The sequence below is a fragment of the Halomonas cibimaris genome (assembly GCF_039537045.1).
GTDB classification, from domain to species: domain Bacteria; phylum Pseudomonadota; class Gammaproteobacteria; order Pseudomonadales; family Halomonadaceae; genus Vreelandella; species Vreelandella cibimaris.
Window position 1 is genome coordinate 156,910 of the sequence record NZ_BAAAZT010000077.1, and the last position, 15,552, is coordinate 172,461.

Here is a 15,552-nt window from a genome sequence, read left to right on the forward strand (position 1 = left end):
CGCCTGGCCTATTCAAGAATGCTGACGTCGTCGGCCTGCAGGCCGCGTTCGTTGCGAATCACCTGATAGCGCACCACCTGCCCTTCGTGCAGCATCCGCGGGCCGCGCCCGCGAATGGCGCGAAAATGGACGAAAACGTCTTCGCCGCTGTCCCGGGTAATAAAGCCGTAGCCCTTGTTGGTATTGAACCACTTGACGTCGCCTTCTTCGCGCCCGTCGTCGGGGTCAATCACGTTATCTTCGTGATCCCGCTCCTCTTGTTCATACGCCACCGGCGCCTCATCCGCCGGTGGCGCAGCGGCGGCTACCGGGGCACTGGGTGCCTGCACGACCATGGGCGGCGCCAGCGCCGCGGCGGCCAGCGTGCCCACGCACAGCAGCACAAAGCAGCCAAGCGCTGCGGCAAAATACGCGCCGACGCCGCCGATCATGGCAAACTCGGCGATCCACTCATTGATAAGCGGGGTGCTGACCAGCTGAAAAATGCCCGTCAGCAAAAAAGGCGCCGGCGCGGCCAGCAGCAGACTGATCAGAATACAGCGCAACACAACTTTTGGATTCATGGATAGAAAAAGCTCGCTTGTTGTATCGATGACAAAGGAAGGACAATACGTCGTCCCAAACTCCACAAGACGGCGATGTTACCATGCCCCACAAATTGTCGCCTGCCGCCCTTCAGGCACGACTTGACGATCTGGAAGCCCGCCTGGCCTTTCAGGAAGACTGGCTCGACACCCTTGATCAGGCCGTCATCACCCAGCAGCGCCGGCTGGAGGCGCTGGAAAGCATCAGCGCACTGATGCAAAAGCGGCTTCGCGAACAGCAGATAACGGCCGACACCGCGGCAGCCCAGGCAGGCAACGCCGAAGACGAGGCGCCGCCGCACTATTGAGCGCTTAAGCCAAGACGCGGTATCCAACCGGCCAGGGTAGTCTGTGTCGGACCCCCTGGCCGGCGGCGCTAGTCGCGGAAAACCCGCACGCCCAGCGCCTTGAGGTAGGCGGTTTCGGGAATCGCCGGGTGAACCGGGTGGTCCGCCGCCTGATGGCCCTGAAAGATCACCTGGCCGTGGCGGTCCTGATGGCGCACCGCGCCGCGCACCACGTCCATCAGCCGCTCGGGGGCCAAGTGCATGGAGCACGACGCCGACACCAGCAGCCCGTCCCGGCCCAGCAGGCGCATGGCTTCGCGGTTGAGCCTGGCATAGGCGCGCTCGCCGGCGGGGATATCCTTGCGCTTTTTGATAAACGCCGGCGGATCCAGCACCACCACGTCAAACTGCTCGCCGTCGGCCTTGAGCGCGGCCAGCGCCTCGAAGGCATCGCCTTCGCCGATGGCCACCTGCTCGTGCAGGCCGTTGCGCTCGGCGTTTCCCGCCACCTGCTCAAGGGCCGCGCCCGAGGCGTCCACGCACAGCACCTCGGACGCACCGCTGGCCGCCGCCTGCACGCCCCAGCCGCCCACATAGCTGAACACGTCCAGCACGCGCTTGCCGGCCACGTGGCGGTTGAGCCAGGCGCGGTTGTCGCGGTGGTCGAAAAACCACCCGGTTTTCTGGCCGTCGAGCACCGGCACGGCAAAGCACACGCCGTTTTCTTCCAGCAGCACTTCGTCGGGCAGCGTGCCCTTGACAACCTCGACGTGAGCGTCGAGCCCTTCCTGACGGCGCCCGCCGGTGTCGTTGCGAAACACGATGGCGGCCGGCTTGAGGACCTTTTCCAGCGCGTCGACGATGGCTTCGCTTAGCGCCTGCATGCCGGCGGTATTGAGCTGCACCACGACCACATCGCCGAAACGGTCCACCACCAGCCCCGGCAGCAGATCACCCTCGCCGTGAATCAGCCGGTAGAACGGCCGGGCGTACAGGCGCTCGCGCAGGGCCAGGGCCTGCTTGAAGCGGTGGACAAACAGCGAGCGGTCCACCGCCATTGCCGGGTCCCGGGACATGACCCGCGCGCAGATCAGCGAGCCGGGGTTGACGTAGGCCACGCCCAGCGCGCGGCCGTTGGACGCCTCCACCCGGGCGAGATCGCCGCTTTGAAAGGCTTTCAGCGGCGTGGCGCGGATATCCACTTCGTTGGAATAGATCCACAGGTGCCCCGCCTTCAGGCGGCGGTCGGCGTTTTTCTTGAGTCGCAGAGGTTGGCTCACAGGAGTCTCCCAAAAAGGGGTAATACGAGACTTAGCGCTGGCAGGCCGGGCAGTAGACGCTTGCCCGCTGGCCCAGCACGACGTGTTTGAGCCGCGCACCGCAGCGCCGGCAGGGCTCGCCGCGGCGGCCGTAGACGTTGAGCCGCTGGGCAAAGTAGCCCGGCTCGCCCTGGCCGCTGACGAAATCGCGCAGCGTGGTACCGCCCTGGGTAATCGCGGCGGCCAGCACGTCCCGGGCGGCACCGGCCAGGCGCTGATAGCGCACCCGGCTGATGCGCCCGGCCTCTCGGCGCGGATCAATCCCGGCCATGAACAGCGCCTCGGCGGCGTAGATGTTGCCCACCCCCACCACCACGCGGCTATCCATCAAAAACGGCTTGACCGCCATGCGCCGCCCGCGCGAACGCTGATAAAGCCGCTCGCCGGTGAAGCCTTCGGACAGCGGCTCCGGGCCCAGATGCGCCAGGCGCGAATCGCGACTCTCGTCGCCGTCAAGCCAGTCGACAAAGCCGAAGCGGCGCGGGTCGTGGTAGCGCAGCACGTCGCCGCTTGCAAGCACCAGATCAACGTGGTCGTGCTTTTTCGGTGTATCGCCCACCCGGGCGATACGCAGGCTGCCGGACATGCCCAGATGCCACAGCAGCGTGCCCGGCGCATCCACCAGAGGCAAAAGCAGATACTTGGCCCGGCGCCGGGGCGTATCCAGGCGCGCACCGATCAGCCGCTCGGCCAGATCCGCAGGCACCGGCACCCGCAGGCGGGTATGGCGCACGCGCACCTCGGTTATTTCCTGGCCTTGGATATACGGGGCGATACCGCGGCGCGTGGTTTCAACTTCGGGCAGTTCAGGCATGGCAAAACGGGTCGCTATTCGACTGGGTAACAGCGCAGGCAACGACAGGCACGCAAAAACCCGGCACGAAGCCGGGTTTTTGCGACAGGTCCTCGCCTGCGGAAAAGCCGATCAAGCGCGTTTACTTGATCTTGGCTTCCCGGTAGATCACATGCTTGCGTACCACCGGATCGTACTTTTTGAACTCGAACTTGTCGGGCGTATTCCGCTTGTTCTTGTCGGTGGTATAGAAGTGACCGGTACCGGCGCTGGATACCAGCTTGATTTTATCGCGCATGGTGTAACTCTCCCCAAAAATTCAGCACGTCTGGCCGGGAAGCCCCGGCCCAGCTCTGGCCCGCAGGCGTCTTAGAACGCTTCGCCGCGCTTGCGCAGGTCGGCAAGTACGCTGTCGATGCCCTTTTTGTCGATGATGCGCATGCCCTTGGAGGAAACGCGCAGCTTGACAAAACGGTTTTCCGACTCGACCCAGAAGCGGTGCGAGTGCAGGTTCGGCGCGAAACGACGACGCGTCCTGCGCTGGGAGTGAGAAACGTTGTTACCGTATACCGGGCTTTTGCCGGTAACTTGACATATATTGGACATGAGAGTCTCCAACCGCTTGGCGAGTGGTGCAAAAACCGTTTTCAAAACCGTCGGGCAGACCCGAGCAGGGCGGCAGCCGGCGTTTGATCGCCTTGACTTTCCCAGGCCCGTTATTCAACCCAAGTTCAAAGGTGGCATTTTATACCAGAGACAGCGCGCTACGACAAGAAAAACCGCGTTTTCGCAGCGGTTCCGGGCTACATCCAGCCGCGCTCGGTAAACGAAACCACCTCGCCGTCGCCCACCACGAAATGATCCAGCACGCGAATATCCAAAAGCCCCAGCGCGTCCTGTAGCCGCCGGGTAATGCGCCGGTCGGCATCGCTTGGCTCGGCCACGCCCGACGGATGGTTGTGCGCCAGAATCAGCGCCCCGGCCCCAAGCTCCAGCGCGCGCCGGGCGACTTCCCGGGGGTAGACCGAGGCGCTGTCCAGCGTGCCGCGAAAAAGCGATTCAAAGCGGATGATGCGGTGCTGGGTGTCCAGAAACAGCGCGGCGAACTCCTCGTGGCCCAGGTGGCGCATCTGCGCGGTCAGGTAGTGGCGTACCAGCGCCGGCGAAGTCAGCGCGTTGCCCCGGGCCAGCTGGCTGGCCAGATGGCGGCGCGAAAGCTCAAGCGTTGCCTGCAGCTGGGCATAGGTGGCGCTACCCAGCCCCTTCACCGCGCAGAATGCCGGCTGGTCGGCTTCCAGCAGCGGGCGCAGTCCGCCAAACTCGGCCAGCAAATCCCGCGCCAGATCCACCGCCGAGCGCCCGGGTACGCCCACCCGCAGAAATATCGCCAGCAGCTCAGCGTCCGAAAGCGCCAGCGCCCCCATCTGCAGCAGCTTTTCTCTGGGCCGCTCGCCTTCCGGCCAGTGGTTGATCCCCATACGCTCTCCCTGTCTGTGTCTGTGTCATCCCTGATAAAGCACCGCGAAAGCCTTGTGCGCCCGCGTTCAGCATGCCAAAGCCGCGGCGCGAATGGTATGGTACGCCCCTTGGAAAACAGAGGGACTATTCTGCCATGGCTGCTTTGACCCTGTCGGGCAAGCGGGTGCTGCTGGGCGTCAGCGCCGGCGTTGCCGCGTATAAAAGTGCACTGATCACGCGCCTTCTCAAGCAGGCCGGCGCTGACGTGCGCGTTGTAATGACCGACGGCGCCCAGGCGTTTATCGCCCCGCTCACGCTGCAGGCGCTGTCCGGCGAGGCGGTGCGCACTTCGCTTCTGGACCCGGCGGCCGAAGCCGGCATGGGCCATATCGAGCTGGCCCGCTGGGCCGACGTAATCGTGATCGCCCCGGCCACCGCGGACGTAATGGCGCGGCTGGCCCACGGGCTGGCCGACGACCTGCTGGCTACCCTGTGTTTGGCAAGCGAGGCGCCGGGGCTGATGGCCCCGGCGATGAACCAGGCCATGTGGAAAAGCCCGGCCACCCGGCGCAACGCGGCGCTGCTGGCCGACGACGGCTGGCAGCTGATCGGCCCCGACGCCGGCGATCAGGCCTGCGGTGACAGCGGTTTCGGCCGCATGAGCGAGCCCGAGGCCATCGTCGCCGCCGTAGCCCGGCGGCTAACACCGCCGGCCGCCGGCGGGCACGTGGTGATTACCGCCGGCCCCACCCGCGAGGCCCTTGACCCGGTGCGCTACCTGTCCAAACACGCGCTATCCAACCACAGCTCGGGCAAGATGGGCTTTGCGCTGGCCGCCGCTGCGCTGGAACAAGGCTTTCGCGTCACCCTGATCAGCGGCCCGGTAACGCTTGCCACCCCGGCGGGTGTGACACGTATCGACGTCACCACCGCCGCCGAGATGCACAAGGCCGCCATGCGCCTGGCCCCCGAGAGCGACGTATTTATCGGCTGCGCGGCGGTGTCCGACTACCGCGCCGCCGAGATCGCCGAGCACAAGCGCAAGAAAACCGACGACAACACCTTGACGCTCACTCTGGCCAAAAATCCCGATATCATTGCTGACGTCGCCGGGCTTGACGCCGCGCAGCGCCCGCCGGTGGTGGTCGGCTTTGCCGCCGAGACCCGCCGCGTCGAGCGCTATGCCCAAGACAAGCTCGCCGGCAAGGCGCTGGATATGATCGTGGCCAACGACGTCTCCGCCGCCGGGCTGGGTTTTGGCAGCGACGACAACGCCGCCTGGCTGCTGTGGCGCACCGGCAGCGGCACAGAAAGCGCCCGCCAGCCGCCCCAGCCCAAAACCCGGCTCGCCCGGGCCGTGCTGCAGCGCGCCATTGCTCTGCTTCCTGCTCCACCCGCTACCGAGGACCCTGCATGACGCCCTCTCAACCGCGCCTTGAATGCCGCGTACTCGACGAACGCCTGCGCGACGTTATGCCCGCCTATGCCACCCAGGGCTCGGCGGGTATGGACCTGCGCGCCCTGCTGGACGCGCCGCTGACGCTTTCCCCCGGCGACTGCGAGCTGGTACGCACGGGGCTTGCTATCCACATTGCCGACCCCAATCTGGCCGGCATGATCCTGCCGCGCTCGGGGCTTGGCCACAAGCACGGCATCGTGCTGGGTAACCTGGTGGGGCTGATCGATGCCGACTATCAGGGCGAGCTGATGATCTCGGTGTGGAACCGCGGCCAGCGCCCTTTCACCGTCGAGCCGCTGACGCGGCTGGCCCAGTACGTCGTCGTGCCCGTTGTTCAGGTCGCGCTCGACGTAGTGGACGACTTCACGCCCAGCGAACGCGGCGCCGGCGGCTTTGGCAGCACCGGCGCACGCTAGGCTGCCCGGCCGCGGCCTGCCACCCCGATTCACGCTCCGACTGGAACCCCCTCTCTTATGACGCCCAACGCTTCCATTTTTCGCGCCTACGACATTCGCGGCATCGTTGATCACACCCTGACCGAGCAAGGCGTTGCGCTGATCGGCCACGCCATCGGCAGCGAAGCCGCCGCCCGGGGCGAAACCACCGTGGCCGTCGCCCGGGACGGCCGGCTTTCCGGCGAGCGCATGCAGGCCGCGCTGATTCGCGGGCTCACCGCCGCCGGGCAAAACGTGGTCAACGTCGGCATGGTGCCGACCCCGGTGCTGTACTTTGCCACCCACGTGCTTGATGCCACGACGTCCGGCGTGATGGTCACCGGCAGCCACAACCCGCCGGACTATAACGGCTTCAAGATCGTACTCGGCGGCGAGACGCTCTCCGGCGAGGCCATTACCGCGCTGCATCAGCGCATTGTCGACGGCGATCTGGTTCACGCCGCGCCGGGCGATGAAGGCCGCGTCAGCGACCACGACCTGCGCGAAGCGTATCTTGAGCGCATCACCGGCGATATTCAGGTCAAACGCCCGCTCAAAGCCGTGGTGGACTGCGGCAACGGCGTCGCCGGCGAGCTCGGCCCCGAGCTCATCCGCCGGCTGGGCGTGGAGACAATCCCGCTGTTCGACGACATTGACGGCACCTTTCCCAACCACCACCCGGACCCGGGCAAGCCGGAAAACCTCACCGACCTGATCGCCAAAGTGCAGGATACCGGCGCCGACATCGGGCTTGCCTTTGACGGCGACGGCGATCGGCTGGGCGTGGTGACGCCCGCCGGCAAGCTGATCTACCCCGACCATCTGCTGATGGCCTTCGCCGCCGACATGCTGGCGTGCAATCCCGGGGCAAAAGTCATCTTTGACGTCAAGTGCACCGGCAACCTGACCGAGGTGATCGAGCGCGCCGGCGGCGAGCCGGAAATGTGGCGCACCGGGCACTCGCTGATCAAGGCGCGAATGAAGGCAACCGGTGCGGCCCTTGCCGGCGAGATGAGCGGGCATATTTTCTTCCAGGAGCGCTGGTACGGCTTTGACGACGGCCTTTACGCCGCCGCCCGGCTGGTGGAAATTCTCGCCGGCCAGGGCGACGACGCCGACACCTTCTTTGCCGGCTTCCCGCTGGACGTGGGGACGCCGGAAATCAACATCGAGGTGACCGACGACGACAAGTTCTCTCTGGTCGACAAGCTTGCCCGGGAGGGGGACTTCGGCGAAGGTATCAAGACCACGCTCGACGGCATCCGCGTGGACTACGCCGACGGCTGGGGGCTTTGCCGCGCTTCCAACACCACACCGATGCTGGTGCTGCGCTTTGAAGGCAAGACCGAGGCGGCGCTTGAGCGCATTCGGGGGCAGTTTGCCGCCGCGCTGCGCCAGATTGATGCTGCCCTGAAGCTGCCCGAAAACCGTTAACCGGCCCGCGCTACGCCGTCCTGCAACGCTTCATCACAAATACCCAAGGGATCACCATGAACGCAGCCAGTCGCGACCCCCAGGTCGTTGTGGAGGTGCTGTCCGAGGCACTTCCCTATATTCAGCAGTTTTCCGGTAAAACCGTGGTCGTTAAATACGGCGGCAACGCCATGACCGAAGATCATCTGATCGATTCGTTTGCGCGCAACATCGTGCTGATGAAGGAGGTCGGCATCAACCCGGTGGTCGTCCACGGCGGCGGCCCGCAGATCGGCGAGCTTTTGGGCAAGCTCAACATCGAATCGCGCTTTGTCAACGGCATGCGCGTCACCGATGCCGAAACCATGGACGTGGTGGAAATGGTGCTTGGGGGGCTGGTCAACAAAAGCATCGTCAACCTGATCAACCAGTGCGGCGGCAAGGCCATCGGCGTCACCGGCAAGGACGGCGCACAAATTCGCGCCCGGCAGCTGCACGTCGAGCAGCAAAATCCCGAACATACGGCCTCGGAAATCATCGACATCGGCCACGTCGGCGACGTTGAAGCCATTTCCACCGATCTGATCGAGATGCTCGCCGCCCGGGATTTCATCCCGGTGATCGCCCCTATCGGCGTCGACGGCAGCGGCAAGAGCTACAACATCAACGCCGACCTGGTCGCCGGCAAGGTCGCCGAGGCGCTGGCCGCAGAAAAGCTGATGCTTTTAACCAACGTCGCCGGGCTGATGAACGATAGCGGCGAGGTGCTGACCGGGCTGACCACCGCTCAGGTGGATGCGCTCATCGACAACGGCACCGTCCACGGCGGCATGCTGCCCAAGATTCGCTGCGCGCTGGACGCGGTCAAGGGCGGCGTGCAGAGCGCGCATATTATCGACGGCCGGGTGCCCCATGCGGTGCTGTTGGAAATTTTCACCAACGCAGGGGTTGGCACCCTGATCACCGCCCACCCGGCAGAGCAGCCGCCCGCCTGCTAGGCAAAAAGGGTATCTCCCATCTTGTGGCGCAGTTTTTTCATGGCGTTTTTCTCCAGCTGACGAATGCGCTCGGCGGAGACGCCGTAGACGTCGGCCAAATCGTGCAGCGTGGCCTTGTGCTCGGCCAGCCAGCGGCGCTGGAGAATATCCCGGGAGCGCGCGTCCAGCCCGTGAAGCGCTGACTGCAGCCGCTGCGAGGCGTCCTGCTCGTAGTCGCTGTCTTCGAGCTGGGTGGCCGGGTCGGCCGCCTCGTCGTTGAGAAAGTGCACCGGCGCCCGATAGGCGCTGGCGCTGTCTTCGTCATCGCTCGGCGAGGCGTCAAAGCCGGCATCAAACGACGACAGGCGCCCTTCCATATCGCGCACGACCTCGGGCTTGACGTCGAGATCCTTGGCAATGGCATCGACTTCGTCGTTGTTGAGCCAGGCCAGGCGCTTTTTCGCGCTGCGCAGGTTGAAAAACAGCTTGCGCTGGGCCTTGGTCGTGGCGATTTTGACAATGCGCCAGTTGCGCAGCACGAAATCATGAATTTCCGCCTTGATCCAGTGCACGGCAAACGAGACCAGCCGCACGCCCTGGTTCGGGTCAAAGCGCTTGACGGCCTTCATCAGGCCGACGTTGCCTTCCTGAATCAGATCCGCCTGTGCCAGCCCGTAGCCGGAATAGCTGCGGGCAATGTGGACCACAAAGCGAAGGTGCGAAAGGACCAGGCGGCGCGCCGCCTCCAGGTCCCCCTCGTCGTACAGACGCCAGGCAAGCGAGCGCTCTTCGTCTGCGCTCAGCACCGCAATGCGGCTGATCGCGTTGATGTAGCCGCCCAGATCGTTGCCCGGCGATAGCTGGCCTACCGGTAGAAGACTGTTGCTCATATGCAGGTGGCCTCCCTGAAATACCCCTAATATGCGTGACGCTGACTGTAAAAACGGACGCGGCTTTTCTGCGACACCGTTACGGTACGGCCGCACGATGTACGCTGGTGTGACGCTTGGCTTTTACGCTTTGATGTGACGCGCTATCTTGCATGACGGCTTATCTTGCACGAACGCTTGCCCTGAATGACAGCGGATGTGTGGCATGTGTGCGGTGCTGAATATAGTAGACAACGCCACGCTTGAAAAGTTCCCCGCCGCCTCGCCCAAGACGGCTCCAGCCGGCACCGTCAGCGCGGCCGATTGCCGGCCAGATGCCGACTCACCGCCAGCCATGCGCCCAGCCAGCCGAGCAGTGTACTGCACAGCAGCAGCGCTGTAGACCCCGCAACGCCCAGCGTCGGCAGGGTAAACGTAGCGCCATAGCTTTGCGCCAGCGCCTGTATCGGCAAGGCCAGCCAGCGCCCGCCCAGCGTCAACAGCCCCAGCGCCAGCGCCCCGCCGCCCAGGCCGTACCAGGCGCCGCTGTAGAGAAACGGCCGGCGCACAAAAGCATGCGTCGCCCCGATCAGCGTGACCACTTCGATCTCGCGCCGGCGGCTTTCCACCGCCAGCCGCACGGTGTTGCCCACTACCAGCAGCACCCCCGAACCGAACAGCACGCCCAGCGCCAGGGTCACGCGCCGGCCAAGCTCCGCCAGATGGCGCAGCCGCTCAATCCAGGCCAAATCCAGACGCACCTCGTCTACGCCGGATATTCCGCCCAGCCGGGCGGCCAGCGCCTTCACGGCGGCGGGCGCGGCGCGCTGCGGCGTCACCACAATACTTGCCGGCAGCGGATTGTCGTCAAGCCCGCTTAGCGCATCGTCAAGCCCCAGCGCGCGCTGAAAATCCGCCATGCCCTGCTCGGCGCTGATCAGCCGGGTTTGCGCTACCTGCGCGTCGGCGGCTATTGCCTGCTCCACGCGGCCGGCCTCGCCCGGCGTGACCCGCGGGTGCAGATACACCGTCAGCGTTGCACCGTCGTCGACTTCTGCGTCGAGCAGGCGCGCACCGGACAGCGTCAGCCACAGCGCGGCGGGCAGCACCAGGGCAACGGCGATGGCCAGCATGGTCAAAAGGCTGCCGATCGGATAGCGCAGCAGCCGGCGCACGCTGTCCAGCGCCATGGCGCGATGATGACGCAGCCAGGCACGCAGCCGGCTGGCCGCTCCCGGCCCCGCGTTCACCGGATGCGCCGCCCGGGCCGGCGAGGCGGACTTTTGCGGGCGCTGTCGGCGGGCTGTGACGGCGGGGCGGCGCGGCTCGTTCATCGCGCCCCCTCGTCGGCGATCAGCCGCCCGTCGGCCAGGCGCAGCATGCGGTGGCGCAGCCGGGTGATCAGCGCCAGGTCGTGGCTGGCGATCATCACCGTGGTACCGATGCGATTGAAGTCTTCAAACAGCGTCATGATGTCGGCGGAAAGCTCAGGATCCAGGTTGCCGGTGGGCTCGTCGGCGAGCAGCAGGGCCGGCTTGTTGACCACCGCCCGGGCAATGCCCACGCGCTGCTGTTCGCCGCCGGAAAGCTCCACGGGCAGCGCGCGCTCGCGGTGCAAAAGGCCGACTTTATCCAGTGCGGCGCGCACCCGGCGGGCCGCCTCTCTGGGCGGCGCGCCCTGAATCTCCAGCGGCAGCGCCACGTTGTGAAAAATCGAACGGTCAAACAGCAGCTGGTGATCCTGAAACACCACGCCGATCTGGCGGCGATAAAACGGCACCTGGCTTGGGTGAAGCCGGGCAATGTCGTGGCCGGCTACCACCACGCGCCCGCGGGTGGGGCGCTCAAGGCGCATGATCAGGCGCAAAAGCGAGCTTTTGCCCGCCCCGGAGTGGCCGGTGAGAAACGCCATCTCGCCCCGGCCGACGCCAAAATTGATGTGCGAAAGCGCCTCAAAGCGCCCGCCGTAACGTTTGCCCACGTGCTCGAAAGCGATCATTCGCCGGCGTCGTCGCCTTGGCGGTCAAACAGCGCGTCGACAAACTCCCGGGCGACGAAGGGGCGCAGATCGTCCAGCCCTTCACCCACGCCGATAAAGCGAATCGGCGTTTTCAGCTGGCTGGCGAGCGCAAAGATCACCCCGCCCTTGGCGGTGCCGTCGAGCTTGGTCAGGGTAATGCCGGTGACCGGCACCGCTTCGTTGAACGTGGTCGCCTGGCTGATGGCGTTCTGGCCGGTGCCGGCGTCGAGCACCAGCATCACCTCGTGGGGCGCGGCGGCGTCGAGCTTTTGCACCACGCGGTGGACTTTTTTCAGCTCCTCCATCAGGTGGCCCTTGTTGTGCAAACGGCCGGCGGTGTCGGCGATGATCACGTCCACCCCCCGGGATTTGGCCGCGGCCACGGCGTCATACACCACCGAGGCGCTGTCGGCCCCGGTGTGCTGGGCAATCACCGGCACGCCGTTGCGCTCGCCCCACACCTTGAGCTGTTCCACCGCGGCAGCGCGGAACGTATCCCCGGCGGCGAGCATCACGCTTTTGCCTTCGCGCTGAAAGCGCTGGGTGAGCTTGCCGATGGTGGTGGTCTTGCCCACGCCGTTGACCCCTGCCACGAGCATCACAAAGGGCCCGTCGCCGGCCGCCTCAACGTCCAGCGGCGTGGTCACCGGCTCCAGCATCGCCGTCAGCTCGTCTTGCAGCGCGTGATACAGCGCCTGCGGGTCGCTGATTTCCTTGCGCGACACCCGCGCCTCAAGCCGCTCGATGATGGTAGTGCTAGCCTCAATGCCTACGTCGGCCATCAGCAGCTGGGTTTCCAACTCTTCAAGCAGCTCGTCGTCGATCTGCTTTTTGCCCAGAAACAGATCCGCCACGCCGTCGGTGAAGCTGGCCCGGGTCTTGCCCAGCCCCGCTTTGATGCGCGCAAACCAGCCCTTTTTCTCCGGGCGCGAGGCAGGCTGCGGCTGGGGCGCCGGGGCCGGCGCAACGCCGGGCTCAGGCTCGGCGGGCGGCTCGGGCCGGGGTTCGGCCTCGGGCGCAGCATCCGGTGCAGGCTCAGCCTCGTCGGCGGGCGGTGGCGGCGCGGCGGTGCCGTCGTCTGCCGTGGCATCGGCGGTTTCTTCTGCCGCCGGCTCTTGAGACGGCGTGCCGTCGTCTTCTGCCGCCGGATCGTGGGTATCATCGTGTTTTTTCTTGCGCTTTAAAAAACCAAACATGGCACTCGTCCGCACAGATTATGGTGAAAAAAAAGCAAAAAGGCTGTCGCCGGCGGGATACGGGCAATCAGGATGGGAACATCCTACCACCGCCCATCAAGACTTTGGACACGCAGAGCGCTACAATCCCCGCCCATGACACGAAAACGCTCTTCTCGTTCGGCCCGCCCGGGTGCGCGCCGCGCCGCAAGCCGCCAGAGCGGCAAGCTCCGAGTGATCGGCGGCGAGTTCCGCCGCCGCCAGCTTCCCGTTGCCGACCGGCCGGGGCTACGCCCGACGCCGGACCGCGTGCGCGAGACGCTGTTCAACTGGCTGGGCCAAACGCTTGACGGCAAACGGGTGCTGGACAGCTTTGCCGGCACCGGCGCGCTGGGCATCGAGGCGCTGTCGCGCGGGGCCGCACAGGTGACGTTCATCGAGCAGGACAGCCTCGCCGCCGATCAGCTAAGGCGCAATCTTGCCGCCCTGGGCGCCTCCCGCGCGCACGTTATCTGCCAAGACGCCCGGGCGTTTCTCAGCGCGCCGGCGTGCGTTGACCAGCCTTCCTTTGGCCAGCCCCCCTTTGATCTGGTGCTGCTTGATCCGCCTTTTTATCAGGGACTGGTGGATGCCTGCGCCGAGGCGCTGGAAGCCGGCGGCTGGCTGGCGCCCGACGCGCTGATCTACGTAGAGGCGGAGTCGACGCATACGCCGACGCTGCCCGCCTGCTGGCAGCCTTATCGCCAAACCCAGGCCGGCGACACCACCGCCCGGCTGTATTGCCGCATCGCACGCCAAGCCACGCTTGCCGCCGCGCCGCCCGGGCGTTAGGCTCAGGCGCGACCCGCCGGCCCGGCCGGTATTACCCCTTTAGGTATTACCCCTTGGCCGGTATTACCTCTTTATTGAATTGATTCTCCGGAGAGATGCATGAGTCAGGAACTGTTCAACCAGCTCGAACAAAAAGTCACCGCCACGGTAGAAGCCCTGGAGCTTGCCAAGCTGGAAAACGACGAGCTGCGCGAAGAAAATCAGACGCTCAAACAAGAGCGCGAAGAGTGGGAACGCCGGCTCAACGGCCTGCTGCAAAAGTTTGACGAAAGCGACGCTTAAACACCGACGGCCCGCGACATCAGCAGCGCATCTTCCCGCTCGCTGCCGCCGGCCAGGGGCGGATAGTAGCCCCGGCGGCGTCCGTCCACGCCAAAGCCGTGGCGCCGGTATAGCGCCATAGCCGCAGCGTTGCCCGCGCGCACCTCCAGCAGTACGCGCTCGCTGTGCCAGCGCCGCGCCGCCTCATCGGCGGCGCGCATCAGCGCATCGCCGACGCCGCGGCCGCGGTATTGCGGCGCCACGCCCAGCGCCTGAATTTCGGCATCGAACGCCAGCCGCGCCAGCCACAGATAGCCGGCAAGCTCGGGCGCCTGCCCCGCACTACCGCCGGCCATGACGCCAAGCACCTGCCCGTCTTTTGTTTCCAGAGCATCGCACAGCGCACCGGCCATAGTGCCGCTTCCGGCAATGCTGCCCCCGGCCATGACCCGGCCGGCGTGGCGCGAACCGAGCGCCTCCACCTGCCACCGCGCGCTCGCGCTTGTTTGCGTTTTGTTTTCAGCCATCGGCCGCCTCCGCGCGCCACTGCTCGCCAAGCGCGGCCAGCGCCGGCCACAGATCGCGCTTGGCGGCGCCGTCGGCCAGCAGCGTATCCAGCGCGGGCCCCTGCCACAGCGGCAGTGCCAGCGTGCGCGAAACGGCGCCGGCGCCTTTGTGCTCCACGTCCAGCACCCGAGCCAACGGCGAGGCCTCATGCCCGCCCCACCACAGCGCGCGGGTCGGCGCCCAGCCGTTGCGGCTGGCCGCACCGTTGAGAAAGGCGCTGACCCCTTCCCGGGCCTCTGCCAGCGGCTCATCCGCTTCGGGGCCGTCAGCCAGCGGCGGCCAGCTCAGGGTGTGCCAGGCCGACAGCGCCGAGGCGTCGACACCCGCCGCGCGGTAGATGTTGGCCAGCAGCCGGCGCGCGGGCGCGGCAGGCTCGCCTTCGTGCAGGCTCAGCCAGCGCCCGCCCAGACACAGACACGACAGCGTAAAACGCAGCGGCGCCGGCGCATCCGCTTCCGGGGACGGCGCATTTTCCGGCTGCGCCAACGCCGCCTCAGCGGCGGGCGCTGTATTCAGCAGCGCCTTGAGCGAGGCGGGATTGGACGTGGGTTCAGCAGGCGCTGCGGTGCGGCGGCTGGCCTCTGCCTGCTGGGCATCGTCCAGCAGGGCGTGCAGCCGCTTGCCCGGTGATTCGCGCTCGGGGGAGGCGTCGTCCCACTCGCAGGCCGGCGTCGGCCGCGCGTTGGGCAGGCAGTAGCGCGACGCGAAGGCGGTAATGCCCATGGCGTCGAGGTACTGCCGGCGAGCGACTTCCGCGTTCACTTGCCGGCGCCGCGACAGTCCGGCGAATCCGGGCGCTCGCCGCCGCGGGCCTGCCATTCCGCCGGGGTATAAAGATGCAGCGCCAGGGCGTGCACCGGCCCTGAGACTTCATCGGCCAGCAGTTTATACACCTGCTGGTGGCGCTTGACCGGCAGCAGGCCGTCAAACGCATCGCTTACCAGCGTGACCTTGAAGTGGGTTTCCGAGTTGGGCGGCACGCTATGGCGATGGCTTTCGTTTTCCACGGCCAGCACCGCAGGTGCCAGCGCTTCCAACTTGTGCTCGATCTGTGCTTTAAGCGTCACGGCGATTCTCCTGGAAGAAATATCACTGAGAGAACGGT

General features: G+C 66.0%; 20 protein-coding genes. 7 read left to right on the forward strand and 13 right to left on the reverse strand.

The genetic code is table 11. The features are described 5' to 3' along the window. Positions 1–8: 8 nt before the first annotated feature. On the reverse strand, positions 9–563 hold the full coding sequence (locus ABD654_RS11825; protein WP_344705088.1) for a cold-shock protein: 555 nt from the start codon (positions 561–563) through the stop codon (positions 9–11). Between the two features lie 83 nt (positions 564–646). Here ABD654_RS11825 and ABD654_RS11830 point away from each other — a divergent pair, with 83 nt between their 5' ends. Continuing rightward, positions 647–892: a SlyX family protein gene (locus ABD654_RS11830; protein ID WP_344705089.1), complete on the forward strand. Its 246-nt coding sequence runs from the start codon at positions 647–649 to the stop codon at positions 890–892. 68 nt (positions 893–960) lie between these two features. Here the strand turns inward: ABD654_RS11830 and ABD654_RS11835 are convergent, their stop codons facing one another. From ABD654_RS11835 to radC, 5 genes are all read right to left on the reverse strand, one after another. Continuing rightward, a complete protein-coding gene (locus ABD654_RS11835) occupies positions 961–2,151 on the reverse strand; it encodes a class I SAM-dependent rRNA methyltransferase (protein WP_344705090.1) in 1,191 nt (396 codons plus the stop codon). 31 nt (positions 2,152–2,182) lie between these two features. After that, the gene (gene mutM / locus ABD654_RS11840) at positions 2,183–3,004 is read right to left on the reverse strand and encodes a bifunctional DNA-formamidopyrimidine glycosylase/DNA-(apurinic or apyrimidinic site) lyase (RefSeq protein ID WP_344705091.1); all 822 of its coding nucleotides are present in this window, start codon (positions 3,002–3,004) and stop codon (positions 2,183–2,185) included. A gap of 121 nt (positions 3,005–3,125) precedes the next feature. Further along, positions 3,126–3,281, reverse strand: a complete 156-nt coding sequence (rpmG, locus tag ABD654_RS11845) for a 50S ribosomal protein L33 (RefSeq protein WP_189518268.1) — start codon at positions 3,279–3,281, stop codon at positions 3,126–3,128. A gap of 71 nt (positions 3,282–3,352) precedes the next feature. After that, positions 3,353–3,589: a 50S ribosomal protein L28 gene (gene rpmB, locus ABD654_RS11850; protein WP_344705092.1), complete on the reverse strand. Its 237-nt coding sequence runs from the start codon at positions 3,587–3,589 to the stop codon at positions 3,353–3,355. A gap of 197 nt (positions 3,590–3,786) precedes the next feature. Next, a complete protein-coding gene (radC, locus tag ABD654_RS11855) occupies positions 3,787–4,461 on the reverse strand; it encodes a RadC family protein (RefSeq protein WP_344705093.1) in 675 nt (224 codons plus the stop codon). A 134-nt stretch (positions 4,462–4,595) separates the two neighbouring features. Here radC and coaBC point away from each other — a divergent pair, with 134 nt between their 5' ends. The 4 genes from coaBC to argB are packed head-to-tail and all read left to right on the forward strand — an operon-like array spanning position 4,596 to position 8,745. Then, positions 4,596–5,858 (forward strand): bifunctional phosphopantothenoylcysteine decarboxylase/phosphopantothenate--cysteine ligase CoaBC, encoded by a 1,263-nt coding sequence (gene coaBC / locus ABD654_RS11860; protein WP_344705094.1) that lies wholly within the window; start codon positions 4,596–4,598, stop codon positions 5,856–5,858. Beyond that, positions 5,855–6,316 (forward strand): dUTP diphosphatase, encoded by a 462-nt coding sequence (dut, locus tag ABD654_RS11865; RefSeq protein ID WP_344705095.1) that lies wholly within the window; start codon positions 5,855–5,857, stop codon positions 6,314–6,316. Before coaBC ends, dut begins: the two co-directional genes overlap by 4 nt. A gap of 57 nt (positions 6,317–6,373) precedes the next feature. Continuing rightward, positions 6,374–7,768, forward strand: a complete 1,395-nt coding sequence (locus ABD654_RS11870) for a phosphomannomutase/phosphoglucomutase (protein WP_344705096.1) — start codon at positions 6,374–6,376, stop codon at positions 7,766–7,768. A gap of 56 nt (positions 7,769–7,824) precedes the next feature. After that, the gene (gene argB / locus ABD654_RS11875; protein ID WP_344705097.1) at positions 7,825–8,745 is read left to right on the forward strand and encodes an acetylglutamate kinase; all 921 of its coding nucleotides are present in this window, start codon (positions 7,825–7,827) and stop codon (positions 8,743–8,745) included. Here the strand turns inward: argB and rpoH are convergent. From rpoH to ftsY, 4 genes are all read right to left on the reverse strand, one after another. Further along, on the reverse strand, positions 8,742–9,614 hold the full coding sequence (rpoH, locus tag ABD654_RS11880) for an RNA polymerase sigma factor RpoH (RefSeq protein WP_344705098.1): 873 nt from the start codon (positions 9,612–9,614) through the stop codon (positions 8,742–8,744). The genes argB and rpoH overlap by 4 nt on opposite strands. A gap of 290 nt (positions 9,615–9,904) precedes the next feature. Further along, positions 9,905–10,927 carry a permease-like cell division protein FtsX gene (gene ftsX / locus ABD654_RS11885; protein ID WP_344705099.1) on the reverse strand — a complete coding sequence of 341 codons (1,023 nt, stop codon included), beginning with the start codon at positions 10,925–10,927 and terminating at the stop codon, positions 9,905–9,907. Then, positions 10,924–11,592 carry a cell division ATP-binding protein FtsE gene (gene ftsE, locus ABD654_RS11890; RefSeq protein WP_344705100.1) on the reverse strand — a complete coding sequence of 223 codons (669 nt, stop codon included), beginning with the start codon at positions 11,590–11,592 and terminating at the stop codon, positions 10,924–10,926. The genes ftsX and ftsE overlap by 4 nt, the downstream gene beginning before the upstream one ends. After that, positions 11,589–12,809, reverse strand: coding sequence for a signal recognition particle-docking protein FtsY (gene ftsY, locus ABD654_RS11895; protein WP_344705101.1), 1,221 nt, complete (start codon positions 12,807–12,809; stop codon positions 11,589–11,591). Before ftsY ends, ftsE begins: the two co-directional genes overlap by 4 nt. 135 nt (positions 12,810–12,944) lie before the next feature. On the opposite strand from ftsY, the gene rsmD reads away from it, so the two are divergent. After that, a complete protein-coding gene (rsmD, locus tag ABD654_RS11900; RefSeq protein ID WP_344705102.1) occupies positions 12,945–13,619 on the forward strand; it encodes a 16S rRNA (guanine(966)-N(2))-methyltransferase RsmD in 675 nt (224 codons plus the stop codon). Between the two features lie 99 nt (positions 13,620–13,718). Continuing rightward, positions 13,719–13,901 carry a cell division protein ZapB gene (locus ABD654_RS11905; RefSeq protein WP_344705103.1) on the forward strand — a complete coding sequence of 61 codons (183 nt, stop codon included), beginning with the start codon at positions 13,719–13,721 and terminating at the stop codon, positions 13,899–13,901. Here the strand turns inward: ABD654_RS11905 and ABD654_RS11910 are convergent. The 3 genes from ABD654_RS11910 to ABD654_RS11920 are packed head-to-tail and all read right to left on the reverse strand — an operon-like array spanning position 13,898 to position 15,514. Then, positions 13,898–14,407, reverse strand: coding sequence for a GNAT family N-acetyltransferase (locus ABD654_RS11910; protein WP_344705104.1), 510 nt, complete (start codon positions 14,405–14,407; stop codon positions 13,898–13,900). The genes ABD654_RS11905 and ABD654_RS11910 overlap by 4 nt on opposite strands. Then, positions 14,400–15,209, reverse strand: a complete 810-nt coding sequence (locus ABD654_RS11915) for a hypothetical protein (RefSeq protein WP_344705105.1) — start codon at positions 15,207–15,209, stop codon at positions 14,400–14,402. Before ABD654_RS11915 ends, ABD654_RS11910 begins: the two co-directional genes overlap by 8 nt. Further along, the gene (locus tag ABD654_RS11920; protein ID WP_344705106.1) at positions 15,206–15,514 is read right to left on the reverse strand and encodes a BolA family protein; all 309 of its coding nucleotides are present in this window, start codon (positions 15,512–15,514) and stop codon (positions 15,206–15,208) included. The genes ABD654_RS11915 and ABD654_RS11920 overlap by 4 nt, the downstream gene beginning before the upstream one ends. Positions 15,515–15,552: the final 38 nt, after the last annotated feature.